The sequence below is a fragment of the Pseudomonas sp. GM80 genome (assembly GCF_000282515.1).
In the GTDB taxonomy this organism is placed as follows: Bacteria; Pseudomonadota; Gammaproteobacteria; order Pseudomonadales; family Pseudomonadaceae; genus Aquipseudomonas.
On sequence record NZ_AKJD01000007.1, the window covers coordinates 1 to 24407 of the forward strand.

At 60.1% G+C, this 24407-nt stretch carries 21 protein-coding genes and 1 pseudogene; all 22 read right to left on the reverse strand.

Translation table 11 applies throughout. The features are described from left to right. A pseudogene (gene fliI, locus PMI37_RS00685) lies at window positions 1–869 on the reverse strand (flagellum-specific ATP synthase FliI); the annotation flags it as partial. Next, a complete protein-coding gene (fliH, locus tag PMI37_RS00690; protein WP_008077053.1) occupies window positions 859–1665 on the reverse strand; it encodes a flagellar assembly protein FliH in 807 nt (268 codons plus the stop codon). The pseudogene fliI and the gene fliH, both read right to left, overlap by 11 nt. Before the next feature lie 4 nt (window positions 1666–1669). Next, window positions 1670–2689: a flagellar motor switch protein FliG gene (fliG, locus tag PMI37_RS00695; RefSeq protein ID WP_007958288.1), complete on the reverse strand. Its 1020-nt coding sequence runs from the start codon at window positions 2687–2689 to the stop codon at window positions 1670–1672. Then, complete coding sequence (gene fliF, locus PMI37_RS00700; RefSeq protein WP_008077054.1) at window positions 2682–4469, reverse strand: flagellar basal-body MS-ring/collar protein FliF; 1788 nt, start codon at window positions 4467–4469, stop codon at window positions 2682–2684. The genes fliG and fliF overlap by 8 nt, the downstream gene beginning before the upstream one ends. 15 nt (window positions 4470–4484) lie before the next feature. Continuing rightward, window positions 4485–4814 carry a flagellar hook-basal body complex protein FliE gene (gene fliE / locus PMI37_RS00705; RefSeq protein ID WP_008077055.1) on the reverse strand — a complete coding sequence of 110 codons (330 nt, stop codon included), beginning with the start codon at window positions 4812–4814 and terminating at the stop codon, window positions 4485–4487. A 128-nt stretch (window positions 4815–4942) separates the two neighbouring features. Further along, window positions 4943–6334: a sigma-54-dependent response regulator transcription factor FleR gene (gene fleR / locus PMI37_RS00710; RefSeq protein ID WP_008077056.1), complete on the reverse strand. Its 1392-nt coding sequence runs from the start codon at window positions 6332–6334 to the stop codon at window positions 4943–4945. A gap of 5 nt (window positions 6335–6339) precedes the next feature. After that, complete coding sequence (locus tag PMI37_RS00715) at window positions 6340–7533, reverse strand: sensor histidine kinase (RefSeq protein WP_162130772.1); 1194 nt, start codon at window positions 7531–7533, stop codon at window positions 6340–6342. A gap of 128 nt (window positions 7534–7661) precedes the next feature. After that, the gene (locus tag PMI37_RS00720) at window positions 7662–9137 is read right to left on the reverse strand and encodes a sigma-54 dependent transcriptional regulator (protein ID WP_008077058.1); all 1476 of its coding nucleotides are present in this window, start codon (window positions 9135–9137) and stop codon (window positions 7662–7664) included. Window positions 9138–9309: 172 nt separating this feature from the next. Next, on the reverse strand, window positions 9310–9606 hold the full coding sequence (fliT, locus tag PMI37_RS00725) for a flagellar protein FliT (RefSeq protein ID WP_008077059.1): 297 nt from the start codon (window positions 9604–9606) through the stop codon (window positions 9310–9312). A 10-nt stretch (window positions 9607–9616) separates the two neighbouring features. Beyond that, on the reverse strand, window positions 9617–10012 hold the full coding sequence (gene fliS, locus PMI37_RS00730) for a flagellar export chaperone FliS (RefSeq protein ID WP_008077060.1): 396 nt from the start codon (window positions 10010–10012) through the stop codon (window positions 9617–9619). Between the two features lie 128 nt (window positions 10013–10140). Continuing rightward, a complete protein-coding gene (gene fliD, locus PMI37_RS00735; RefSeq protein WP_008077061.1) occupies window positions 10141–11568 on the reverse strand; it encodes a flagellar filament capping protein FliD in 1428 nt (475 codons plus the stop codon). Window positions 11569–11650: 82 nt separating this feature from the next. Further along, the gene (locus tag PMI37_RS00740) at window positions 11651–12016 is read right to left on the reverse strand and encodes a flagellar protein FlaG (protein ID WP_008077062.1); all 366 of its coding nucleotides are present in this window, start codon (window positions 12014–12016) and stop codon (window positions 11651–11653) included. A gap of 74 nt (window positions 12017–12090) precedes the next feature. Then, entirely contained in the window at window positions 12091–12942 is an 852-nt protein-coding gene (locus tag PMI37_RS00745) for a flagellin domain-containing protein (protein WP_008077063.1), read from the reverse strand. 253 nt (window positions 12943–13195) lie between these two features. Further along, window positions 13196–13459, reverse strand: a complete 264-nt coding sequence (locus tag PMI37_RS00750; RefSeq protein ID WP_008077064.1) for a hypothetical protein — start codon at window positions 13457–13459, stop codon at window positions 13196–13198. Then, complete coding sequence (locus PMI37_RS00755; RefSeq protein ID WP_008077065.1) at window positions 13456–14748, reverse strand: motility associated factor glycosyltransferase family protein; 1293 nt, start codon at window positions 14746–14748, stop codon at window positions 13456–13458. The genes PMI37_RS00750 and PMI37_RS00755 overlap by 4 nt, the downstream gene beginning before the upstream one ends. Window positions 14749–14839: 91 nt before the next feature. Continuing rightward, complete coding sequence (locus tag PMI37_RS00760; protein WP_008077067.1) at window positions 14840–15766, reverse strand: ketoacyl-ACP synthase III; 927 nt, start codon at window positions 15764–15766, stop codon at window positions 14840–14842. Window positions 15767–15992: 226 nt separating this feature from the next. Continuing rightward, complete coding sequence (gene pseI / locus PMI37_RS00765) at window positions 15993–17045, reverse strand: pseudaminic acid synthase (RefSeq protein WP_008077069.1); 1053 nt, start codon at window positions 17043–17045, stop codon at window positions 15993–15995. After that, the gene (gene pseG, locus PMI37_RS00770; protein WP_008077071.1) at window positions 17038–18543 is read right to left on the reverse strand and encodes a UDP-2,4-diacetamido-2,4,6-trideoxy-beta-L-altropyranose hydrolase; all 1506 of its coding nucleotides are present in this window, start codon (window positions 18541–18543) and stop codon (window positions 17038–17040) included. Before pseG ends, pseI begins: the two co-directional genes overlap by 8 nt. After that, complete coding sequence (pseF, locus tag PMI37_RS00775) at window positions 18540–19235, reverse strand: pseudaminic acid cytidylyltransferase (RefSeq protein ID WP_008077073.1); 696 nt, start codon at window positions 19233–19235, stop codon at window positions 18540–18542. Before pseF ends, pseG begins: the two co-directional genes overlap by 4 nt. A gap of 6 nt (window positions 19236–19241) precedes the next feature. After that, on the reverse strand, window positions 19242–20405 hold the full coding sequence (gene pseC, locus PMI37_RS00780; RefSeq protein ID WP_008077075.1) for a UDP-4-amino-4,6-dideoxy-N-acetyl-beta-L-altrosamine transaminase: 1164 nt from the start codon (window positions 20403–20405) through the stop codon (window positions 19242–19244). Continuing rightward, window positions 20402–21403, reverse strand: a complete 1002-nt coding sequence (gene pseB, locus PMI37_RS00785; protein ID WP_008077077.1) for a UDP-N-acetylglucosamine 4,6-dehydratase (inverting) — start codon at window positions 21401–21403, stop codon at window positions 20402–20404. The genes pseC and pseB overlap by 4 nt, the downstream gene beginning before the upstream one ends. A gap of 30 nt (window positions 21404–21433) precedes the next feature. Further along, window positions 21434–24367 carry a TIGR00180 family glycosyltransferase gene (locus tag PMI37_RS00790; RefSeq protein WP_008077078.1) on the reverse strand — a complete coding sequence of 978 codons (2934 nt, stop codon included), beginning with the start codon at window positions 24365–24367 and terminating at the stop codon, window positions 21434–21436. Window positions 24368–24407: the final 40 nt, after the last annotated feature.

The following is a 24407-nucleotide window of genomic DNA, read 5'->3' on the forward strand; positions in this document are numbered from 1 at the left end:
TTTTTTTTTTTTTTTTTTTTTTCGCCGATGGCTAGGGCGATTTCCCGCTGGGCCTGAGCGAAACGGGTCAGCGAATCCATCAGCAACAGGACGTTCTTGCCCTTGTCGCGGAAATACTCGGCGATGCGCGTGCAGTACATCGCGGCGCGCAAACGCATCAGTGGCGCATCGTCCGCTGGCGAGGCGACGACCACGGAGCGCTTGAGGCCTTCTTCACCGAGGATGTGCTCGATGAATTCTTTAACTTCCCGACCCCGCTCACCGATCAGGCCAACGACGATGATGTCGGCCTCGGTAAAGCGGGTCATCATGCCCAGCAGCACGGATTTACCGACGCCGGTACCGGCGAACAGACCGAGACGCTGGCCGCGACCGACCGTCAACAAACCGTTGATGCAACGGATGCCGACGTCCAGCGGCACGCTGATCGGGTCACGGTTGAGCGGGTTGATCGTCGGGCCGTCCATCGGCACCCAGTCTTCGGCTTTCATGCCGCCCTTGCCGTCCAGCGCACGACCGGCGCCATCGAGCACACGACCGAGCATGCTCATGCCCATCGGCAACCGACCGGCATCAGCCAGCGGCACCACGCGGGCGCCGGGGGCGATACCGGCAACGCTGCCGACGGGCATCAAGAAGACTTTATTGCCGGAGAAACCCATGACTTCCGCTTCCACCTGGGAGGGGTGGTAGCTGTCGTCATTGATCACCATGCAGCGGGTGCCCATGGCAGCGCGCAGGCCTTCGGCTTCGAGCGTCAGGCCGACCATGCGCAGCAGGCGGCCTTCAAGGATCGGCGCACCGGCAATCTCGGTGGCCTCGGCATAGGTGCTCAGGCGCTTGGCGAAGCTGGTGCGTTCAAGGCGCATCGGGGGTGTCCGCGAGCGGCTCGTCAGCGTCGACGACCGGCTTGGCGTCTTCGGGAATATCCAGGCTCAGGTCCGCTGCGGCCGGGTGCAAGGCCTGCTCGTGCAACTGATCGAACAGCTTGGCCATGACCTGACTGACGCGCGACTCGATGCTGGCATCGATGCGACTGTGCTCGGTTTCTACTCGGCAACCGCCGGGCAACAGTGTGTCGTCCTCGACGATGCGCCAGGTTTCTTCATGGCGCTCACGCAGGGCTTTGACCTGAGCGAAATCCTGCGGATTGACGTACAGGCGCACGTTTTCCACGCCCAGCGGCAACAGCTTGAGCGCATCGCGCATGACCTGCTCGATCTGCGTCGAATCGATCGCCAGTTCGCGCTTGATCACCTGTTTGGCGATGTGTTGCACGAGGTCGACCAGCGACTTTTCGATCTGCGTGTCTTGCTCGGCAATCGGTTCGAACAGGTGCCCCATCAGTTGCTCAAGGCTGGCGACTTTCGCTGCCAGGGCCACTTCGGCTTCCTGACGGACCTTCAGCGTGGTGCTGTGAAAACCTTCTTTTTCACCAATGGCGAAGCCCTCGTTGTAAGCCTCCTGACGGATGCTTTCGAGTTCTTCCAGGGTCAGTGGCTGGACTTCGTCCAGCGGCACTTCTTCCATTTCCGGCGGCTCGGGTTCCGGCTCAGGCTCAGGCTCAGGTTTCGGCGGATCGAAGCTGGGCATCGCCCAGGATTCAAATCCGCGAACATCGCGGGCACGGATCAGATCCGTCACATCGTCGTCGTGCTTGTCCATGGGCTTAGATCATTTCCTCGCCACCCTTGCCGCCGAGTACGATTTCGCCGGCTTCGGCCATACGACGGGCAATGGTGAGGATTTCTTTCTGCGCGGTTTCGACGTCGCTGACGCGCACCGGGCCTTTGGCCTCGAGGTCGTCGCGCAGCAGTTCGGCGGCACGCTTGGACATGTTCTTGAAGATCTTCTCTTTGACGCCTTCGTCCGAACCCTTGAGGGCCAGCACCAGCACGTCGGAAGACACTTCGCGCAACAGCGCCTGAATGCCACGGTCGTCGACATCGGCGAGGTTGTTGAACACGAACATGAGGTCTTCGATCTGACCGGACAGGTCTTCGTCGACTTCGCGGATCGAGTCCATGAGCTGGCCTTCGATCGAGCTGTCGAGGAAGTTCATGATGTCCGCCGCACGCTTGATGCCACCCAGGGTGGTGCGCGAGGCATTCGAGTTGCCGGAGAACTGCTTCTCGAGAATCTGGTTGAGTTCTTTCAGTGCTGCCGGTTGCACGGTGTTCAACGACGAGACGCGCAGGATGATGTCCAGACGCACTTTGTGGTCGAAGTTGCCGAGCACTTCACCGGCCTGATCCGGATCAAGGTACGCCACCACGATCGCCTGGATCTGCGGGTGTTCGTAACGGATCACGTCGGCAACGGCGCGCGGCTCCATCCATTTCAGGCTGTCGAGGCCACTGGTGTTGCCACCGAGCAGGATGCGGTCGATCAGGCCGTTGGCCTTGTCTTCACCCAGGGCCTGGGTGAGCATTTTGCGCACGTAGTCGTCGGAACCGACGCCCAGGCTGGTCTGGTCGCCGACGATGTCGACGAACTCGCTCATGACCTGTTCGACTTGCTCGCGATGGACGTTGCCCATCTGCGCCATCGCCACACCCACACGCTGAACCTCTTTCGGGCCCATGTGGCGCAACACTTGCGCAGCATCGGTCGAGCCCAGGGACAGCAGCAGAATCGCCGCTTTATCGACCCGGGACAGTTTAGCGACAGCGGCTCGGTTATCACTCATCTGCGTTAATCCACTCTTTCACGACCTGGGCCACGCGACCCGGGTCTTCTGCCACCAGACTCTTGATTGCATTCAGCTGCGCGTCGTAACCCTCGCTCGGGCTCGGCAACAGAATGCTCTGAGGACCACCGAGGCTTACGCGGTCGTTGGAAAGTTCGCCGTCCAGGCCGCCCATGCCACCGAGTTCCACGTCGCCGCCAAGACCGGCCAGCTCCTTGCCTTTGCCACCGCCGGTGATGTTGTTGAGCACCGGACGCAGCACACCAAACACCAGCACGAGGATGAACAACACACCCAGCACTTGTTTGACGATGTCCCAGAACCATGGCTGGGAGTAGAACGGAATATCGGCGATCACTTCACCGCGCTCGGCGGAGAACGGCATGTTGATCACGCTCACGCTGTCACCACGGCTGGCGTCGAAACCGACGGCGTCCTGCACCAGGCGCGTGAAGCGCGCCAATTCGTCGGCGCTCCACGGCGCACGGGTGGTTTCGCCGTTGGCCGCGTTGACCTTGACCTGATCGTCGACAACAACCGACACCGACAGACGATTCAGGCGACCCTGCTGCTGTTTGGTGTGGCTGATCGAACGGTCGAGTTCGAAGTTCTTGGTCGATTGTGAACGCTTGTCTGCTGGGTACGGCGCGAGCATTGGCTGGCCGGTGGCTGGGTCCATGATCTGCTGGCCGTTGGCGTCAACCAATGGCTGACCTGGCTGCACCATGCTCGCCGGCGCAGCTGCGCCACCGGTGGTTTGCGGCGCCGAGGCTGGCGATGGCGGCTGGTTGCTCAGGGCACCCGGCACACCTTGCGGGCCATTGCTGGCGGTGCGTTGTTCGTTGACCGACTGCTCGCTGCGCAACGCCGGTTGATCCGGGTTGAACTGCTCGGCGGTCGACTCGACGGCACTGAAATCGACATCGGCCGACACTTCAGCCTTGTAGCGATCGTTGCCCAGTACCGGCTGCAGAATGTTGTGCACGCGCTGGGTGAGCATGCTTTCCATGCGACGGCTGTAATCGAACTGCTTGCCGGCCATGGTCATTTCGGAGTTTTCCGCCTGATCAGAGAGCAGGTTGCCCTTCTGGTCGACGACGGTGATCTGCGATTTGCTCAACTCGGGAACGGAGGTTGCCACCAGGTTGATAATGGCAACGACCTGACCCGGCTCCAGCGAACGACCGCTGTACAGTTCGACCAGCACCGAAGCGCTTGGCTTGCGTTCGTCACGCACAAACACCGAACTCTTCGGAATCGCCAGATGCACGCGGGCACCCTTGACGTTGTTCAAGCTGGAGATGGTCCGCGCCAATTCGCCTTCGAGGCCGCGACGGTAACGGGTCGCTTCCATGAACTGGCTGGTGCCCAGCCCCTGTTCCTTGTCGAGGATTTCAAAACCGATGTTGCCATCGCTGGGAGTGACACCAGCGGCCGCGAGCTTGAGGCGCGCGCGAGACAGATCATCGGCCTTGACCAGCAAGGCGCCGGAGTTCGGTTCAACGGTGTACGGGATGTCGGCCGAGGCCAGGGTGTCCATGACCTGTTTGGCGTCCATGCCGGCAAGGCTGCCGTACAACGGACGGTAATCCGGCTGCTGCGACCACAGCACCACGGCAAAGCCAATCGCCACGCTCGCAGCCAGGCCGACCAACAGGCCCACCTGACGCAGCATGGTCATCTCGGAGAGGTTTTCCAGGAAGGACAGGCCGAACAGCGGCGGTTTGCCGTCTATCGGGGTGGCCTTGGCCGGAACGTTATCGGCGACTGCTTCTGCCATGACTCAATCTCGTCCTTATACCGGCATCTGCATGATGTCTTGATAAGCCTGAACCAGTTTGTTGCGCACCTGGGTCAGAGCCTGGAACGACACGCTGGCTTTCTGCGAAGAAATCATCACGTCCGTCAGATCGACGCCGCTCTTGCCGATTTCAAAGGCGTTGGCCAATTGGGTCGACGCCTGCTGGGTATCGCTGACTTTGTTGATGGCCTGACCGAGCATGTCGGAAAAGCTGCTGCCCGCCAGTTCAGGGACAGCTGCAGTCGATTTCGGCGCAGACATGGCATCCATTTGCATGGATTTCATGTCCATCATCAACCGATTAAATTCAATACCTTGGCTCATGGTCTACTCTCTTGGGCGGCCCGCAATTTTTTGACACTCACTCGGCGGGTACACAGGTATTAGCAACAAGGGTGCCAGCTCAGGCCCGACCCTTTCAGAAAAGCGTTTTGAAATACTTGCAGCGTGGATCAGGTGGCGAACAGATAGCCTTCGACGTCCATCCCGGCATCGCGCATTTGCGCCAGTTTGTAACGCAAGGTGCGTGGGCTGATGCCAAGCTTTTCCGCCGCTTCCTTGCGACGCCCGCGCTCAGTGCGCAGGGTGTCGATGATCATCTGAAACTCCCGACGACGCAGGTCATCGCCCAGTGCGCCGGCGGAATCCGCCTCGATGTCGACTTCACGAATCAGCGCGGGCGCCGGCGCTGCCACTGGCAAAGCGGCAAACGTCACCGGCCCGGCGAGACAGAAATCCTGCGGCTGAATCAACCCGCCCTGCTGCAGGATCAGCGCCCGCTGAATGGCGTTATCCAGCTCGCGCACATTGCCTGGCCACGCGTATCCGGTCAGACAGGCTTGCGCCGCTGGCGACAGTTTTGCCGCCGCATGCTTCATTTTATTGACGTGTTTGGCGAGCAAGCGCTCAGCCAGCGGCAAGATATCGGCAGTGCGCTCGCGAAGTGGACGCCAAGCGAGGGGGAAAACCGACAGACGGTAAAAAAGATCTTCACGGAAGCGCCCCGCCGCCACTTCGCCCGCCAGATCGCGGTTGGTGGTGGCGACCACACGAATATCCAGATTGATCGGTTTGCGCGCGCCGACCCGCTCGACCTCACGCTCCTGCAACACGCGCAACAGCTTGGCTTGCAGGCCCAAAGGCATCTCGGAAATTTCGTCGAGCAAAATGGTGCCGCCGTCGGCCTGTTCGAACTTGCCGGCCTGCGCCGCGATGGCACCGGTGAACGAGCCCTTCTCGTGACCAAATAATGTCGCTTCGAGCATGTTGTCGGGGATCGCCGCACAGTTGATCGCAATGAACGGCTGATTGGCCCGATGGGATTGCTGATGGATGTAGCGCGCCAGCACTTCTTTACCGGTGCCGGACTCACCGGAGATCAACACCGTGGAATCACTGCGCGCCACGCGGGCGGCCAAATCGAGCAATTGCGCACTGGCCGGCTCGACGGCGATCGGCCCCTCGGATTCGCCGACGCTGATGCAACCCAACGCATGCCGCGCAACCAGATCGAGCAATGCCTTGGGCTCGAACGGCTTGACCAGATAGTCCGCGGCCCCCTGGCGCATGGCATCGACCGCACGCTCGACGGCGCCATGCGCGGTCATCAGCAGCACCGGCAATTGCGGCTGACGGGCGCGCAGCAAGGCGAGCAATTGATGACCGTCCATACCGGGCATGTTGACGTCGCTGACCACCAGACTGAACGCCTCGCGCGCCACGGCCGTCAACGCGTCTTCAGCGCTGCCGACTGCATGGTAATCATGGCCGGCCAACAGCAGCGTATCGGCCAGCGCCTCGCGCAACGAGCGGTCATCCTCGACCAGCAAAACCTTGATGCCCATGTCTTTCACTCAGCTCCCTGTACAGCGGAAAACAGCGGCAGGATCACCTGCGCGCACGTACCGCGCCCAACACGTGAGCGCAGTTGCAATTCTCCCTGATGCGCACGGGCCACAGCCTTGACCACGGTCAGGCCGAGGCCGGTACCGGTGACCTTGGTGGTAAAAAACGGCTCACCCAGACGGGCGAGCACCACGGGATCGATACCGCTGCCACTGTCACTGACGCACAGGCGCAGGGTGTTATCGCGGGCATAGCAATGCACTTTCAGGCGCACCTCGGCGGTGCTGGCCTGGATGGCGTTTTCGATCAGATTCAACAACGCCCCGACCAAGGTGTCGCGATTGCACAGCAACTCGCCGACATGACTGTCGCACTGCCAGCGAATCGGCAGATCCTGCACATGAGTCAGTGCGGCCGCTTGCAACGACTGCATCAAGGCATGCGGGGTGAGGCGATCGGTCAGCGGCAATTCACCACGGGCGAATACCAGCATGTCGCGCACTTGATGTTCCAGTTCATGCAGGCGCTCTTTGAGGCGACCGGCAAAACGCTGCTGGGTGGCGACCGGCAATTCCTGCTCAGTCAAATGACTGGCGTAGAGCAAGGCCGCAGACAATGGCGTGCGGATCTGATGCGCCAGCGAGGCAACCATCCGCCCCAGCGACGACAGACGCTCGTGGCGTGCCAGCTGATCTTGCAGGTGACGGGTTTCCGTCAAATCGTTGAGCAGCACCAATTGCCCCGGCTCGGCATCCAGCGAGCGGGTGGCGATCGACAGGCGTCGACCATTTTTCAGAGAGATTTCGTGACCGTCGTCTTCACGCGGGGCGAAGCAGCGGGCAATCACCTGGCGCCACAATTCGCCTTCCAGCGGCAGGCCGAGCAACTCGATAGCCGCCGGATTGGCCTCGACCACAATGCCGTGGCTATCGATAACGATAACGCCACCGGGCAACAGGTCCAGAAGGTTTTGCAGGCGGTTGGCCAGGCGTTCTTTTTCCGCCAGCTCCTGCATGCGCTGGGCACTGACCACGGCCAACTCGCCCTTGAGCTCGGTGACCCGCGCTTCAAGCATGCTGTAGGAGTCGGTCAACTGGCTGGACATCTGATTGAACAGCGCGAACGCCTGCTCAAGGCCCTGTCGGCTTGCCTGTTCTACGGAGGACGATTGCCCCTCGGTACTGGAGGCAGATGACATCTGGGCGGCTTGGGGCATTGTGCTCTCTCGCTTGGCTGACCGTCAGTTAAACGGAACGTTGCGAGGGATGTAGCAATACCCGTGCCTAAAAAAAACTGCTTATAAATGAAGAAGTTGAAAAACAGGCGTCAATCATCCGCCTGTTCATCACCATCACGCCGACTCATGCCGTACTTGCGCATCTTCTCGACCAGGGTGGTACGACGGATACGCAGACGCTCGGCCGCACGCGCCACAATGCCATTGGCATCATCCAGCGCCTGCTGAATCAGGCCCTGCTCCAGCCCACCGAGGTAGTCTTTCAAGTCCAGGCCTTCCGGCGGCAACAGGGCGTTGGCGCTGAAGTCCGGCGTATGGCCATTGATCGCCACGCGCTCTTCGAGATCGCTGCGCAGGCTGTCGACCATCTGCTCGTCTTCGTCATCGACGTAGCGGAATTTCTTCGGCAACTCGACCACGCCGATCACCCCGTACGGGTGCATGATCGCCATGCGCTCGACCAGGTTGGCCAGTTCGCGGACGTTGCCCGGCCAGCCGTGACGGCACAGCGACATGATCGCCGCCGAGTTGAAACGGATCGAGCCGCGCTTTTCGTGTTCCATGCGCGAGATCAGTTCGTTCATCAGCAGCGGGATGTCTTCGACGCGCTCACGCAGCGGCGCCATCTCGATCGGGAACACGTTCAGGCGATAGTAGAGGTCTTCGCGGAAGGTGCCGATCTCGATCATGCTTTCGAGATTCTTGTGGGTCGCGGCAATGATGCGCACGTCGACGCTCTGGGTCTTGTTGCTGCCCACGCGCTCGAAGGTGCGCTCCTGCAGCACGCGCAGTAGCTTGACCTGCATCGGCAGCGGCATGTCGCCGATTTCGTCGAGGAACAGCGTACCGCCGTTGGCCAGTTCGAAACGGCCGGCACGGCTGGTGATGGCGCCGGTGAAAGCGCCCTTCTCGTGACCAAACAGTTCGCTTTCCAGCAACTCGGCCGGGATCGCCCCGCAGTTGACCGGCACGAATGGCGCGTCGCGACGCTTGGAATGGTAATGCAGGTTACGCGCAACCACTTCCTTGCCGGTACCGGACTCGCCGAGAATCAGCACGCTGGCGTCGGTGTCGGCCACTTGCTGCATCATCTGGCGCACGTGTTGGATCGCCCGGCTGGTGCCGACGAGGCTACGGAACAGATTGGGTTCGCGATGGCGGCCGCGCTCGCGGGCCTGGTCGTACATCTCGCGGTAGACCTGGGCACGGTGCAGCGAGTCGAGCAGTTTGCTGTAGCTGGGCGGCATTTCGAGGGTCGACAGCACGCGGCGACGCTGGTCATCCGGCAGATCGACGGAAGAATTATCGCCCATCAACAACACTGGAAGGAACTCATCCCAGGTTGAGAGTGTCTTTAACAAGCCCAAAAGCGCACCAGGAGCATTGACCGTCCCGATCAGTACGCAAATGACCTCACGACTAGACGACAAAGAGCCGACTGCCTGCTGCCAGTCATGGCTTCCGCAGGGTAAATTTTCTTCGCCGAGAAAATTTAGAATCACCGCCAGGTCGCGGCGGCGGACGCTATCGTCATCGATCAGCAGAATTTTGGTTTCACGCCACATGCAATAGCAACTTCCCTAGTCAACTCAATGCCCGAAAAATGGGGCAAGCGAGACGCTTGCAGGACACCATGTGCCTGTAGACGCCTGAAATCTGAAATCAGCCACTAGTTAAGTCAAAAAACCGTGCACAGTCAAATTTATGGCGCACATGTCTGGATTAACTGGGGGTTAATTAACCAAACAGATGGTAAACCTTTGCCGCATTCTGCGCTTGGGTGATCTGCGACATCTCATCGGCTATTGCCTGCCGCTCCCCGGTCGCTGCATCCAGCAACTGTTTGTAAACCCCGAGCAATTCCTCAAGGTTGTCGCGCAATGCGGCCTCGTCCACCGAAGCTTCACTCAAGACGTCTTCCATGCAGGATCGGCAAGCCATATCCAGCTCGCTGATGGCTTCCCAGTTGCGCTCGGCCAGAGCACCGGCCAGAGCCTCGCGGGTTTCTTCGATTCGCTGCAATACAAGACTCATGGTGATCTCCTTAAAACTGTGGAGCCGGCGTGCCAATGGCATCCCAGCCGTCCTTGACCGTGCGCAGCAGGTCAGCGACTTCGTCGAGGATCTTCGGGTCGGTCTTGGCGTTGGCTTCGGTCAGACGCTTCATCATGTATTCGTAAAGATTGGCCAACTCGCCAACCGATTCCGACTGATTGTCCAGATCGAGCCCTTCGAGCAAGCCGCCGATGATGCCGATGGCTTTGCCGATCAGGACGCCTTTGTTGGGGATGTCCTTGCGCTCCATGGCGCCTTTGGCCTGAGCGATACGATCAAGACCACCCTCCATCAGCATCTGTACCAGACGGTGCGGGCTGGCTTCGGAAGTCTGCGCCTGGGCGCCAATCTTCTGGTATTGGCGAAGGGCTAACATCGGATTCATGTTCTACCTCATCAAATTTCTGTGGGTCGCATATCGAGTGTATCGACGACGCGTCAAAAAACTTTAGATCCAAATGCAAAAAGCCCGGAGCGCTCACTTACGCTGCCGGGCTTTTGGCGTTTACAGCCTTAACCTTTCTGCTGAGCGGTCAACGCCTCGAACATCGACGTGATGTTGCTGGCGGTGGCTTTCAGCTTGCCGACCAAGGTGTCCATGTCGTTGTACTTTTTGGTCAGTACATCGGTCAGGGTAGCGATCCGGCGGTCCAGTGCATCCTGGTCATTGCTCAGACGCTTTTTGGTGGCATCCAGCGCTTTACTGCGCGCATCGAGGATCGAATCCTGAACCTTGCCATTGATCGTCTTGGACTCAGTGAACGGCTTGACCGCATTATTCATGCGCTCCAGCAGTCCGTTGGTACCGGTGAACAGGGTCTGCACTTCACCACCGAGTTTCTTGTCGTTCATCGCGGCGGTGAACTTGGTGCTGTCGAAGTTCAGCGCACCGGTCTTCTGATCAGTGGTGATGCCCAACTGCGACAACACGGTCAATTTATCGCCAGAACCGGTTTGCGACAGAGGTTCACGCAGCGCATTGAGAATCGAACGCGGCAATGGGTCACCGGTCAGCGGGCCAGCTACGGTGAGCTTGCCGTCGTCATCGAGCGACGATTTGGTCAGCGACGTTACAGCGTTGGCGACCGCGTTGTAGGCATCGACAAACTTCTGGATCGAGGCTTTCAGCCCGTCATTGTTCGACGCAACAGTGACCGTGGATTTGCCGACGGCCGCCAGGCTCAGGGTCAAACCGGAAATGGCCGTGTCGTTGGTGTTGGAACTGCTGGTGATCTTCAGGCCATCAACGGTGAATTCGGCGTCCTGCGCCAATTCGCCGATCGCGCCCGACGAGGCGGCGGTCGCCGGCGACGACATTTTATTGTTGCCGTTGATTTCCAGGCCAGCAATACCGCTCGCGGAAATGTCGGAGCCGGCACCGGTGGTGGTCGAGCCCAATACCAGACGCGAGCCGAAGCTGTCGGTCACGATGTTGGCACTCAAGCCCTTGGACTGATACTGGGTGTTGATCGAGTCACGCACCGACTGTAGGGTTGCGCCCGCCGCGACGGTCACCGGATAGCTTTTGCCACCCTGGGTGATGGTCAGCGTACCTGGCGGAATCGAACTGGTATTGCCGCCGGAGAATGCCGCAGAAGCGACCTTCGAAGACGTGGCGAGTTTTGTGACGTCGACAACATAGTTACCGGAAACGGCATAGTTGCTCGAAGTGGCACCCAACACTTTGGGGTCGGAGGACGTTGCCGCGAAACCGGTGAACTGCGGGTCGGTGGTGCTACCCAGATCAGTCAGGGTCTTCTGGAACGTCGCCAGCAGCGACTTCAAAGTACCAATACCGGAAATGCTCGACGTGTTGGTGGCGGTACCACGGTCGATCTGACCTTGCTTGGCCGCTTTATCAGCGTTTACCAAGGCTTTGACGATAGCACCGGTATCAAGGCCGGAGCCTAAACCCGTGCCCGGTAGAATTGGACTTGCCATGTGGAACTCCCTTCAGTGTGTCGCCGGTCTTTTGACCACTACAACGCCCAAAAGAACATAGCAACAAAATTCGTGCCAGCTGTCAGACTTTAGCGCTGAACAACAGGCTGCTTGCATCATTCAAACTGTTTGCCAGTTTCAGCACTTCTTCGTTGGGGATCTGACGGATCACCTCACCGGATTCGCTGGCAATCACTTTGACTACTACTTTGCCTGAAGGCTCATCAATCGAGAACTCCAGATTGCGTTTGACCGACTGCACAAACTTTTCGATTTCCTGAACGGCCATCTTCAGTTTTTCCTGCTCGGTCTGCTCGCTTTTACTTTCTTCCTTGACAGCAGTCACCGGGGCAACCACCGGGCGAGGCTTTTCCGCAGGCTTTTCGGCAACAGTCGTCGCCTGCTTGGCCGCAGGATAAGACAAGTTCAGCTTGGCGCTCATATCCATGTCCATCACCTCTTAGAAAAGTAAAAAGCGAGAGAGCGCGACATGCGCACTCCCCCGCCAAAACTCACCAGCTATTACTGAAGCAGTTTCAGTACAGCGGATGGCAGTTGGTTGGCTTGAGCCAGAACTGCGGTGGAAGCTTGTTGCAGAGTTTGTTGCTTGGTCAGCTGTGCAGTTTCAGCAGCGAAGTCGGTATCTTGTACGCGACCCAGTGCAGCACTGGCGTTTTCGTTGATGTTCTGCAGGTTGGAGATGGTGCTGGTCAGACGGTTCTGGGCAGCACCCAGGTCTGCACGGCTGGAGTTGATCTTGGCCAGAGCGGCGTCGATTTTGGTCAGCGCGTTGTTCATCGAAGCTTCAGCGGTAGCGGAGTCGTTACCGGTGATTTGTACGGTAGCCGAATCAACCGACAGGGTAGCTGCGTCGAAGCCGCTGTCCAGGGTCAGGGTGATCTGGTTAGTAGCGCCAGTGTTGGAACCAACCTGGAAGGTCATGGTGCCAGCAGTGCCGTCGATCAGGTTTTTGCCGTTCAGGTTGGTCGACTTGGCGATACGAGTCAGCTCGTCCGACATCGAAGCGAATTCTTTGTTCAGAGCAGCGCGGTCAGCAGTGCCGTTCGAATCGTTTCGGGATTGAACAGCCAGTTCACGCATACGCTGCAGAATGTTGGTCGATTCTTGCATCGCGCCTTCAGCGGTCTGAGCGATCGAGATACCGTCGTTGGCGTTTTTGATAGCCATGGTCTGACCGCGGATCTGCGAAGTCATACGGGTAGCGATTTGCAGGCCGGCGGCGTCGTCTTTAGCGCTGTTGATTTTCAGGCCGGAGGACAGACGGGTCATCGAAGTCGACAGAGCGTCGGAAGCACGGTTCAGGTTTTTCTGAACGTTCAACGATGTGACGTTAGTGTTTACTGTTAAAGCCATGACGAATTCCTCGTTGGTTGGGTACTGCGGCTTCCGGCCCTGGCAACCGCCGGGTATGGCCTAGAGAACCTTCGTAATAGTTATCGTCGGAATTGGAACTTGCTTTAGGGGATTTTCAAAAAAAATTGCCATCAGGTAGCCATCCCTCGTAAATCAAGGACTTGGCGGCAGTTGCGCAGCGTAAAAATGGCGCCAGGAAAACGCCGGAAAGCAGACGAGCAGAGCGTTGTGGCAACGCGCAGGAGAAAATTGCTTAAAAGGACAGACTGTCAGTGATCACCTGGACCAGTTCGTATTCGAGGTAGTCAGCCAGCGCCAACCAGTTCTGCGACGCCTGACAATGGAACATCAGCCCGAGAATCTGTAACCACTGCTGCTGGTTGTCCGGCGGCGCCTGATCAAACGCCGATTGCAATGCGCCCGCCAGCTCACTCATGGCCAGGCTCGCCTCCACATCACGCCCCAGACGAAACAACGCCGCACATTGCTGCGCCTGAACCACAAATACATCAGTCATACCGCGATCTCCGGATGAAACGTCGTCCCGGCGATCATCGCCCCGGCCCGGCTGGTGTTATAGAAACGCACCTGTGGATGCCCGGCGATGTAACGCTCCAGCTCACAGAGATAACTGCGGAAATTGAGCTGCGTCTTGATGCGCTGGCCGTGGCCATCGAGCACCCAGTGTTTGGCGGCGATCAATTGCGGCCCCAGGTCACCGTCGCCCCAACCGGCATGGGTCTTGTCGCCGGGGAAGGCAAAGTCGGCACCAAACAGGGTGATCTGCGCAGCGCCCATCTTCACCGCCAGATCCACCGCCGGGTGAATCACGCTGCCACCGACGTACAGTTCGCCGCGCGGCAGTTGCTGACGAATCGTTTGATAGATCGGACTGGCCGAGTACGCCGCATGGCGCGGGCCTTGCCAGTCCTTGAGCATCTGCGGGTCGACCATCGGCATATAGACGAGGGTTATTGCAGCGGTATTCGCTGCGGGTAGATGCCGGGCCGAAATGCGCTGATCGATGGTGACCACAATGTCCGGACGAATGCCATGGTCCAGCAAGGGCCGATAGGCCGTATCGACACAGATGAACAACGGCCGCTCGGCCTGTGCGCGAATGGCTTGCAGGCGCTCGAAGTGCAGTTCCAGACTCGGCCCCGTGGCGATTACGAACACGCCGCGCCCCGGCTGCGAACCGAACAGCGCAGCCACATCACCATCGCCTTGCAGCAATGCGTGACTGGCCTGCAAACGCTCGACGATGTCCGCCGCTTGCGGATCGAACTCGCGATTATTGAAGGTCAGGTGAGTTTCACTGATCAGCCGATCGCGGATCTTGGCGTTGTAGTCATCGGCCAACACCAGCTCTGCGGGCAACGCGAAGAACGGCAGGCAGATTTCTGCAAGGTCACCGGCGTAATGCAATTCGATGCGCGGATCATTGAGCCACGGCTGTTGATCGAGCAACTGCAACACCAGCGCAAACACCGCGCCGTTGAGCAGATGCACGTGCAATTGCTTGAGCTGCGGACGTTGCAACAGCTGCAACTGCAAATCGCCCAACCCGGTGCCATAGACATGCAACACCAGACTATCGTCGGGCAGGCTCGCGGCCTGGACTTGCGCCTCGCGAGTGCGGTCATGACGGCTGGTCAATTGAATGCCGTTGATGCTCAGCGTCGAACCCAGCCCTTCGACCAGATCAGCCTGCAACGGGGACGGATCTTCCGCCAGCAGACGGGCCGCTACCAACGGCCAGCGGCGCTGGATGATGTCGGTATTCGATTGAAAAAAATCGCTCATGGCGCCTCGTGAACGTTCAGGCAAAAAAATAGCGCTCAAGGTTACACCTTGAGCGCTTTTTTGTGCCGCGATTTACCGATGAAGAGCGGGCTCAGGGGCGATAAATGATCGCCGAGCCCCACGACAGACCCACACCGAAGCCGCTCAGGGCAACGCGCTGCCATTGCGAGTCGAGGGCGTGCTTTTCCAGCAGCAGCGGAATGCTCGACGACACCGTGTTGCCGGTCTCGACCATGTCCTTGATGAACTTCTCCGGCTCGCCTTCGAAGCGCCGCGCCACGGCATCGACAATCGCCGCGCTGCCCTGGTGAATGCAGAACGCATCGATGTCATCGGCCTTGAGGCCGGAGTCGTCGAGCAACTCGTGCAAGTGTGCCGGGACTTTCAGCAGGGCAAAATTGAACACCTGGCGACCGTTCATGAAGAACACACCATCGGTGACTTTCAGGTGCGGCGCGCCGGAACCGTCGGTGCCGAACTTGGCCTTGCCCAGCGCCCAGGCCGGGTCTTCGCCCATCCACGTTGCGGTGGCGGCATCACCGAAGAGCATGGTGGTGTTGCGGTCTTCCGGGTCAACGATCTTCGAGTACGGGTCGGCGGTGATCAGCAGGCCATTTTTCAGGCCGGCGGCTTCCATGAAACCCTTGATCGCGTAGATACCGTAGACGTAACCGGAGCAGCCCAGGGAAATGTCGAACGCCGCGACGTTGGTCGGCAGACCGAGTTTGTCCTGGACGATCGCTGCGGTGTGCGGCAGGCCCTCTTCGTCACCGTTCTGGGTGACCACGATCAGTGCGTCGATCGATTCACGTTTCAGCTCAGGGTTGTTGGCAAACAGCGCATTGGCCGCTTCCACGCACAGATCGGAGGTTTCCTGGTCAGCGTCTTTACGCGGCAGGAAGGCCGAACCGATCTTGCCAAGGATGAATTCTTCATCCTTCTCGAATTTTGCACCTTGTGCGTAATTGTCCACGCCGGCTACAGGTACGTAGCTCGCAATGCTTTTTATGCCAATCATTACGGCTTCCCAATAAAAAACAGCCCAAGACCACCGCTCGCAAGGATTTCGAGGGGCGCCGACAAACAGAAAACGGCCGCCACAACGGGCAGCCACGGGGAGCGCAAAGGGCTATCACTGGAATCGAAAACGAGCCAGGCGCCATCTCCCCGATCAATACAATACAGTGAAGATGCGCGTTATGACTCGCAGGTCACGCTATTTTGCCGAATCGGTGCAGATCGGCTTATTCGACCAACGACCAGTCCAGCGGCGTGCCGCGCTTGATCGGAGTGCGCGCGCGACGACCGATGACGGCCTCGGCATGCTTGGGCGGCAGGCCGAGACCCGGACGAATGGCGCGCAGGTTGTCCCCGCTAAAGGGTTCACCGGCGGCCATGTCGGCGGTGACGTACAACGAACGGCGATACACCAGCGACTTGCGCTCGGCTTCGGTAGGGCCGTATTGCACTTGGCCCATGGCCTGCCAGGCACGTTCGGTTTCGAGCACCAGGCTGGCCATTTCCGCCGGCTCCAGCGAGAAACTGGCATCCACGCCGCCGGCCGCACGGTCGAGGGTGAAGTGTTTTTCCACCACGGTCGCACCGAGCGCCACGGCCGCGACGGACACGCCCACACCCATGGAATGGTCAGACAGCCCCACCTCACAACCGAACAGCTCGCGCAGATGCGGGATCGTGCGCACGTTGCTGTTCAGCGGTGTTGCCGGATAAGTGCTGGTGCATTTGAGCAGGACCAGATCCTTGCAACCGGCCTCGCGGGCGGCACGCACGGTCTCATCGAGTTCGGCGATGCTGGCCATGCCCGTGGAGATGATCAGCGGTTTGCCGGTCGCCGCCACACGACGGATCAGCGGCAAATCAGTGTTTTCGAAACTGGCGATTTTGTAGGCCGGCACATCGAGGCTTTCCAGAAAATCCACTGCGCTGTCATCGAATGGCGTCGAGAAGGCGAGCATGCCCAGCGCTTTGGCCCGGGCGAAAATCGGTGCATGCCATTCCCACGGTGTATGGGCTTTTTCGTACAAGTCGTACAGCGAGGTGCCCGCCCACAGACTGCCGGGGTCCTTGATGAAGAACTCGCCTTCAGTGATGTCCAGCGTCATGGTTTCGGCGGTGTAGGTTTGCAGCTTCAAGGCGTGCGCGCCGGCCTTGGCCGCCGCCTCGACGATTTGCAGCGCCACCTCCAGCGACTGGTTATGGTTGCCGCTCATCTCGGCAATGATGAAGGGCGGCGCGTCGGCACCGATCAGGCGGTCGCCAATCTTGAAACTAGGCATGCGGGTGATCCTTCAAAACACGGGTGAACGCGCAGGCACTCTGGGTGAACCCGGCGTCACGAAAAACATTCAATGAGGGGCGATTGGCGGGCAACACCTGGGCCGTGATGGCGGTGAGCTGCGGCCAATATTCGCGGACGAACGATTCGCCGCGAGCCAGCAACGCCCTGCCCCAGCCAAGACCGAAACGCCGTTCGAGCAGATAAATCGACACTTCGGCCTCAAGCCCGCGCAGGTCATAACGCAACACGCCCACCGGGCCGTCATCAGCCTCGGCGATCAGCAGCAGACGCTGCGGGTTGCGCAAACTGGCATTCAACCAGTTGAGATGATGCGCCCAGTCGATCACGCCTTGATCATTCGACCAACGCCGCACGGCCTCGGCGTTGCGCCCGTCGAACAACAAGCGCGCGTCGTCCGCAGTCGCCAGGCGAACCTTTAATACCGCGCCGGCCAAGGCCGCCGCCACGCGCAGCGCACCTCGACCGTCGACCAGTTGCCGCGAACGCTCGGCGAGGCTTTGCCGCAGGTGAAAATTCTCGCTGACGAAACCGATGGCCTGCCGCAGTTGCTCGACGCTGACCTGCTCGCGAGCGCCCATGAACACATGCGCCCCGGCGGCCGCCATGACTTCGCCGTTGGCCTGCTGGTTGTTCGACACAGCGATACAGATCGTTGGCAGGCCCATGGCCGCGCGCTCCCAACTGGTACCGCCGCCGGCGCCGATGAACAGATCGGCCGCGGTCATGCGCTGATAAAAATCGCTGACAAAACTGTGCAGGCGCCAGTGCGGCCGCGTCTCGGCCAAAGCCTGCATCGGCGCCCACGCCGGGTTATCGGCGCCGGCGACAAAGTCGACTTCAAGCTGCGCAAAATCGGCCAGCGCGAGCATCGCATGATGGGTCTGCATCGCCGCATCAAAACCGCCGAAGTTCACCAGCACCCGACGCACCCTGGCTCCGATTTCGATCGCCGGGCAACGGAACTCCTCACGCAACATGGCGTAGCGCGGGCCGAGCAACGTGCGACAGCCGTCTGGCAGCAGTGGCGCGTAGTTTTCGCTCAAGCCCGACAGATTCTGATTGAGCAACAGATCGACGCTGTAGCGTCGGCTCGCCAGATCATCCACCGCGGCAATCCGTGGCGCCCAGCGGCGGGCGGCGGTTTGCCAGTGATGATCGAGGCCATAGTGGTCGGCAATGATCCAGTCGAAGCCGGCATGCCCCTCAAGCAAATCGTCCAGTGCATCGATGTCGGCCTGCCACGGCAGCATGGCTTCGATGGCCTGCTGCGGGTCTTCATCGACGTAACGCTCGGGCAGCGCGAACGTCTCGAAACCTTCGCCCTGCAAGGCGTCAAGCCGATGCCCGGACAAGCGTCGACAGGCAAACGCGACATGACTGCCCTGCTCGCGCAACGCCCGCGCCAGCGTCAGGCAGCGGGCAATGTGGCCGCTGCCGATGGTCGGCGAGGCGTCGGCACGGATCAGCACTCTCATGAAATTTCTCCGCCGGCCTTCAGCGCGGCGTAGAGGTATTCGGCGCGCTTCCAGTCTTCCGGCGTATCGATGTCCTGCACCAGATGCCGCGGCACAATCACCGGCAGGCTGGCCGGCGAGAAAATCACTTCACCGCGCAACCAGGCCTCACTGCGACCCCAGTAAAACTGGCCGGCATCCTGGAAGGCTTCGGGCAAATCCTGCGAACGGGTGCTGCGAAACTCCGGGTACATCGCCGTCAGTGCGCCCTGCCCGTCGAGGGTCAGCGCACGCTGCACCGGGAAACCGAAACTGCTGACAGAGAAGGCAAAAGATTTGTCCGCGTGCTGTTCCAGCAAATCCAGGCCCTGACGCAGATAACGCGCCTGCAACAGCGGCGCGGTGGCGTACACGCAGCAGGCGTAGTCAAACCCCGGCAACTGCTGCAAGGCATGGACGATCACGGCAGCAGTACCGGCGAAATCGTCGGCCAGTTCGGCCGGGCGCAGGAACGGCACGTCGGCGCCGTGTGCCTGCGCAACCTCGGCAATTTCTGCGTCGTCAGTGCTGACCACCACGCGCTCGAACAACCCCGAATCCAGCGCCAGGTGGATCGAGCGCACGATCATCGGCACGCCATCGAACGGCATCAGGTTCTTGCGCGGGATGCGCTTGCTGCCACCACGGGCGGGGATGATCGCAACGCAGCTCACGGTGTTTTATTCCTCAAGAAGCAGCCGGCGCAATTGCTCGACCACGTAGTCCTGTTGCTCATCGGTCAGCAGCGGGAACAGCGGCAGGCTGATCGCCTCGGCGTAATAACGTTCGGCCTCGGGGAAGTCTCCCTCGGCAAAACCCAGGTCGCGATAATAAGGCTGCAAGTGCAGCGGAATATAGTGCAGATTGACCCCGACGCCGGCCGCGCGCAACGCTTCGAAGACCTGGCGGTGGCTGAGGTTGAGGCGCTCGGTCTGCAAGCGCACCACGTATAAATGCCACGCCGATTCGGCTTCAGGCTGAGCACTCGGCAAGGTCAGCGGAAGGTAAGCCAGCAGACGCTCGTAACGCGCCGCCAACTCACGTCGACGGGCGATGAAACCGTCAAGTTTGCCGAGCTGCGACAAGCCCAAAGCGGCCTGCAGATCGGTGATGCGGTAATTGAAACCCAACTCGACCTGCTGGTAATACCACGGGCCGTGGCTCGGCTCGGTCATCTGCTGCGGATCGCGGGTCATGCCGTGGCTGCGCAGGCGCTGCAAGCGTTCGGCCAGTTCCCTGCGGTTGGTCAGCACCATGCCGCCCTCGGCGCTGGTGATGATTTTCACCGGGTGGAAACTGAACACGGTCATTGCCGCGAATTCGCCACAACCGACAGGGCGCCCTGCATAGGAGGCGCCGACCGCGTGGGAGGCATCTTCGATGACAGTGAAGTTGTAGCGCTCGGCCAGTTCGGCGATCCGGCGCATATCACAGCTCTGCCCGGAGAACGCTACCGCCACCAGCACTTTGGGCAACGTGCCGTCGCGCTCGGCCTGTTCCAGCTTTGCCGCCAGCGTGACAGCGTCGAGGTTCCAGGTCAGCGGATCGATATCGACAAAATCAACCTCGGCACCGCAATAACGCCCGCAGTTGGCCGAGGCCAGAAACGTGTTCGGCGTCGTCCACAAGCGATCGCCCGGGCCCAGCCCGGCCGCCAGACAGGCAATGTGCAGCGCCGCCGTGGCGTTGCACACCGCCACCGCGTAATCCGCCTGGCAGCGCTCCGCCATGGCCTGCTCGAAACGCTCGATGGTCGGCCCCTGGGTCAGCCAGTCGGAGTTGAGCACCTCGACCACGGCGTCAATATCGGCCTGATCGAGACTCTGCCGACCGTACGGGATCATTTCGCCAGCTTCGCGTGCAGGTCGGCAATCTGCCCGACCGAGAGGAAATGCGGGTTGGTGTCGGATCGGTATTCGAACTCTTCACCCACCGGCTGACCGCGCTCGCCAAGCTTGTCGACGGCGAAATCGACATCGACGCTGGTGAAACGGATCGACGGCTGGATGGTGTAGTGATCGGCAAACTCCAGGGTCATCCGCGCATCGTCCAGCGGCACCATCAGCTCGTGCAGCTTCTCGCCCGGACGAATGCCGACGTGTTTGTGCGGCAGATGTTCGGCCATGCCACGGGCCAGATCGACGATGCGGATCGACGGGATCTTCGGCACGAACACTTCACCACCGTGCATGCGCGCAAAGCTGTCGAGGACAAACTGCACACCGTGATCGAGGGTGATCCAGAAACGCGTCATGCGCTCATCGGTGATCGGCAGTTCCTCGGCACCCTCGGCAATCAGCTTGCTGAAAAACGGCACCACCGAACCTCGCGAACCGGCGACGTTGCCGTAGCGCACCACGGCAAAACGCGTCTGCTGTTCGCCGGCAATGTTGTTGGCAGCGACGAACAGTTTGTCCGACAGCAACTTGGTGGCGCCGTACAGGTTGATCGGGCTGGCGGCCTTGTCGGTCGACAGCGCCACGACTTTCTGCACGCCGTTATCGATGGCTGCGGCAATGATGTTTTCCGCACCATTGACGTTGGTGCGAATGCACTCGGTCGGGTTGTACTCCGCCGCCGGCACTTGCTTCAGGGCGGCCGCGTGCACCACGTAATCGATGCCACGCATGGCCTGACGCAAGCGGTCGGCGTCGCGCACGTCACCGAGGAAATAACGCATGCACGGCGCGTTGAACGTCTGCTGCATTTCGTATTGCTTGAGTTCATCACGCGAGAACACCACCACGCGCTTGGGCTGATATTGCTCAAGCAGGCGGCGGATGAAGTTGCGACCGAACGAGCCGGTGCCGCCGGAGATGAAAATCGATTTACCGTTGAACATGTCTTGAGTCCTGTTTCCTGATCGTCAGGCCTAGGCGAGCAATTGCGCCCAGTCGATGCCGGAGGCCTGGCCGAGGGTGAAGCCCTTGCCGGTCAGGGAAAGGTTCTGGTTATACGTTGCGTCCTGCGCGAAGCGCGTCTGCCACTTGTCACGCAGAGCCGCACGGACCTGGGTGGCTTGCGGCAACAGCCCCGAATGCAGCAGTTGCGCCTGAGGCGTCCAGACGCCCAGATAACCGGCATCGGTGATCTTCAGGCACAGGTCGACGTCGGCGAACGCATCGGCAAAATGCTCCTCATCGAGGCCGCCGACCGCATCGAACAGCGCTTTGCGAATCATCAGGCACGCACCGGACAGGGCCGAGTAGTTTTGCTCTACCTGATGGCCGAACAGATAACCCTTGGCATCTTTGCGTTCACCGACAAATACCGAGCCCAGGTGGTCATTCAGGCCGAGCACCAGACCCGCCTGGGTGGTAACGCCCCGGTTGTCCATGAACTTCGCGCCGACAAAACCGACCTCCGGACGCTGCGCCTGATTGACCAGCGCTTCGAGCCAGTTGGCGTTGACCACTTCGGCATCTGCCGCCAACAGCACCAGGTACTCACCGTTGGCCTGGGCACTAGCGAAGTTGGTCAGCGCCGATGCGCTCAGGCGCACGTCACTGCGCAATACCCGGATGCGCTTGCCCTTGCCGTCCAGACTGGCCAGCCAGGCGGCCAATTCCGTGGATTGGCTGTGATTGTCGGCGATGATAATTTCGTGCTGCTGATAACGCGTGCGCTGCAACACGCTGACCAGAACCTGCTGCAGTTGCTCGAGGTTGTCCTCGCTGCGCAGCACGATCGACACCAGCGGTCGTGACGGATGCTGATAGTCGATCTGCCAGGTTTGCGGGAGCGACGAACTGACCTGGGCGCGATAGCCGCGCGCGGCCAGATGCCGGGTCAGCACCTGGCGCTCCTGGACGTTCTCCTCCTCGGCTGCTGCGTTGCAGATCAGCAGCGGTTCGGCCAGGTGCGCCAGACCACCGAGGCCACCGTCTTCAATCAGACGCAACAGCAGATCCAATTCCAGTGCCTGCGGGTAATCCGCCGTGAAGCCACGCGCCTGCACCAGCGCCTGACGATTGATCAGCCAGTGGCGGGCCATCAGCGACGGCACACTTTGCAGCAGATCCAGGTTGACCCCGGGACGGAACACATCGACCAGCGCGCCGTTGGCCTTGCGCTGCAATTCGTCCATGGCCACCGCACGCACACCGTCGACACCCTGCAATTCAAGACTGGCGCGCAACAGCCCGCTGGCGGTGAATTGATCGCCCGCCTCGGCCAACAGCATCCAGTCGGCGCTGGACTGCTCGATGAGCTGATTGATCTGCGCAACGTAGTTACTGCTGCTGACTTTGACGAAGTGCACGGTGTCGCGCACGGTGGTGGTGGCTGGCAAATCACCCGTGGTGAACACCACCAGATTGAATGCCTTGCAATAGCCACCGACCAGGCTGTCGAAGGTGCTTTGCAGCTTGACCATGTCGGCATCCAGGTCCAGCAACAGAATGCCGAAACGTGGACCGCCACCGTGTTGGCCAAGGTGTTGCGCGATCGCCGTCAGTTGTGCCGGTTGCGGGTCCCGAGCATCGAGCCATTGCAACAGTTGACCGGATGGCATGTTTTCGAACAGTTGACGATTATCCTGCCCCGGCACGCTGTCCAGACGCTGGACCCAGCCCTGCAGTTTCGCCAACTCTTCGGGCTCATCAGCGTTTTTCAGCGACTCGACCAGGCGTTTGACTACGGTGCGGTTGAACACGTTGAGGCTCAATGCTTCCCACAGCCGGGCCCGTACGGTGCGCTCGTTGTCATTGGGGTGAACACGCAACAACTCATGCTGCTTGAGCAAAATCCCCTCGAGCAATTGCAACTGCAACTTGCCCGCCGGCATCGCGTGCAGGAGAAATTCGAACTCGGTCAACAGATCGAACACCGGTTTGTTGTAGAACGGCATTTCGACGAACTGCTCCGGACCGAACATGCGCACGGGCGGCTCTGCGGCTTCACGCCAGAATGAGCGGATGATCAACGTGCCCTTGAGCGTGCGTCCCGCGAGCAGACATTCGGCCACGGTGGCGAAACTGTTCAGCGCGATCTGCTTGATCTCGGCGACGGGCTTGTCGCTGAGCGGGGTCGGAATCGAGGCAAGGAACTCGGCAAACTGTTCACGATCGGCGACGGTTTTCGCATCCGTGAACGTCAGCACCGTCAACACATTGGTGTTGTGTTCGGAGGCGGCATAATTCAGTTCGCGTACGGCAAACGGGATCGGCAGGATGCGCGCCTTGGCACAGGACAACAGATAGAACGTGTGACCGATTTCCTGCCATTCGAAACCGGTACCTGGCGGTAACAGGCTGTACCATTTTTGCAGCAGGTCGGTGCGTGTCACGGCATAGAACGGTGGCAGGAAGTTGTCCATGAACTGCAACACGCGATCTTCGGCACTCTCGCTGTTGTAGTCCTCATGCACCTTTCTTTCCCGGCGGAAATAACTCACTTCCGTGTCGCGGGTCAGGTACATGATCCCGTAACCGTGGCACAGGCCGTAATCGGGGTTGGCGTGCAGGAACCGCACCGACTCGGTCAGTGCATCGTGCAGGAGAAAATCGTCATCAGCGGCAAATACCATGAACGGCGTAGTCACTTGCGCAACGCCCCAGGTCAACTTGTCTTGCAGGCCTTTGTAGGAGTACTGAGGCAAGTGGCGATAGTCGGCATACGGGAAATCCTCCTCGATACCCTCATCGCGCTGCGTGGACGAGTCAAGCACCAGCACCTTCGCCGGGTAGCTGCTGTAGTAGTGCAAAGTGCGGCGCAGGAACGCACTGCGGTTGTGGGTGATGATCACCACCGTGAACAGCTCGTTCAGCGGAGTCACGTTGGTTTGATTACTGCTTTGAACCTGCATTTTCTATCCCCACAACCGGCCTGTTGCCAGACGCCTGAAA

Bases quoted from the DNA above. Each gene is read 5' to 3' on its own strand.
- PMI37_RS00740 (WP_008077062.1), bottom strand. From the start codon at position 12,016: ATGGATATGAGCGCCAAGCTGAACTTGTCTTATCCTGCGGCCAAGCAG.
- PMI37_RS00790 (WP_008077078.1), bottom strand. From the start codon at position 24,367: ATGCAGGTTCAAAGCAGTAATCAAACCAACGTGACTCCGCTGAACGAG.
- PMI37_RS00715 (WP_162130772.1), bottom strand. From the start codon at position 7,533: ATGTCATCTGCCTCCAGTACCGAGGGGCAATCGTCCTCCGTAGAACAG.
- PMI37_RS00760 (WP_008077067.1), bottom strand. From the start codon at position 15,766: ATGATTGGCATAAAAAGCATTGCGAGCTACGTACCTGTAGCCGGCGTG.
- pseG (WP_008077071.1), bottom strand. From the start codon at position 18,543: ATGAGAGTGCTGATCCGTGCCGACGCCTCGCCGACCATCGGCAGCGGC.
- PMI37_RS00750 (WP_008077064.1), bottom strand. From the start codon at position 13,459: ATGACTGATGTATTTGTGGTTCAGGCGCAGCAATGTGCGGCGTTGTTT.
- pseI (WP_008077069.1), bottom strand. From the start codon at position 17,045: ATGCCTAGTTTCAAGATTGGCGACCGCCTGATCGGTGCCGACGCGCCG.
- fliT (WP_008077059.1), bottom strand. From the start codon at position 9,606: ATGAGTCTTGTATTGCAGCGAATCGAAGAAACCCGCGAGGCTCTGGCC.
- fliG (WP_007958288.1), bottom strand. From the start codon at position 2,689: ATGAGTGATAACCGAGCCGCTGTCGCTAAACTGTCCCGGGTCGATAAA.
- pseB (WP_008077077.1), bottom strand. From the start codon at position 21,403: ATGTTCAACGGTAAATCGATTTTCATCTCCGGCGGCACCGGCTCGTTC.
- PMI37_RS00745 (WP_008077063.1), bottom strand. From the start codon at position 12,942: ATGGCTTTAACAGTAAACACTAACGTCACATCGTTGAACGTTCAGAAA.
- PMI37_RS00720 (WP_008077058.1), bottom strand. From the start codon at position 9,137: ATGTGGCGTGAAACCAAAATTCTGCTGATCGATGACGATAGCGTCCGC.
- fliS (WP_008077060.1), bottom strand. From the start codon at position 10,012: ATGAATCCGATGTTAGCCCTTCGCCAATACCAGAAGATTGGCGCCCAG.
- pseC (WP_008077075.1), bottom strand. From the start codon at position 20,405: ATGATCCCGTACGGTCGGCAGAGTCTCGATCAGGCCGATATTGACGCC.
- fleR (WP_008077056.1), bottom strand. From the start codon at position 6,334: ATGGGCATCAAGGTTTTGCTGGTCGAGGATGACCGCTCGTTGCGCGAG.
- PMI37_RS00755 (WP_008077065.1), bottom strand. From the start codon at position 14,748: ATGAGCGATTTTTTTCAATCGAATACCGACATCATCCAGCGCCGCTGG.
- fliD (WP_008077061.1), bottom strand. From the start codon at position 11,568: ATGGCAAGTCCAATTCTACCGGGCACGGGTTTAGGCTCCGGCCTTGAT.
- fliH (WP_008077053.1), bottom strand. From the start codon at position 1,665: ATGGACAAGCACGACGACGATGTGACGGATCTGATCCGTGCCCGCGAT.
- fliE (WP_008077055.1), bottom strand. From the start codon at position 4,814: ATGAGCCAAGGTATTGAATTTAATCGGTTGATGATGGACATGAAATCC.
- fliF (WP_008077054.1), bottom strand. From the start codon at position 4,469: ATGGCAGAAGCAGTCGCCGATAACGTTCCGGCCAAGGCCACCCCGATA.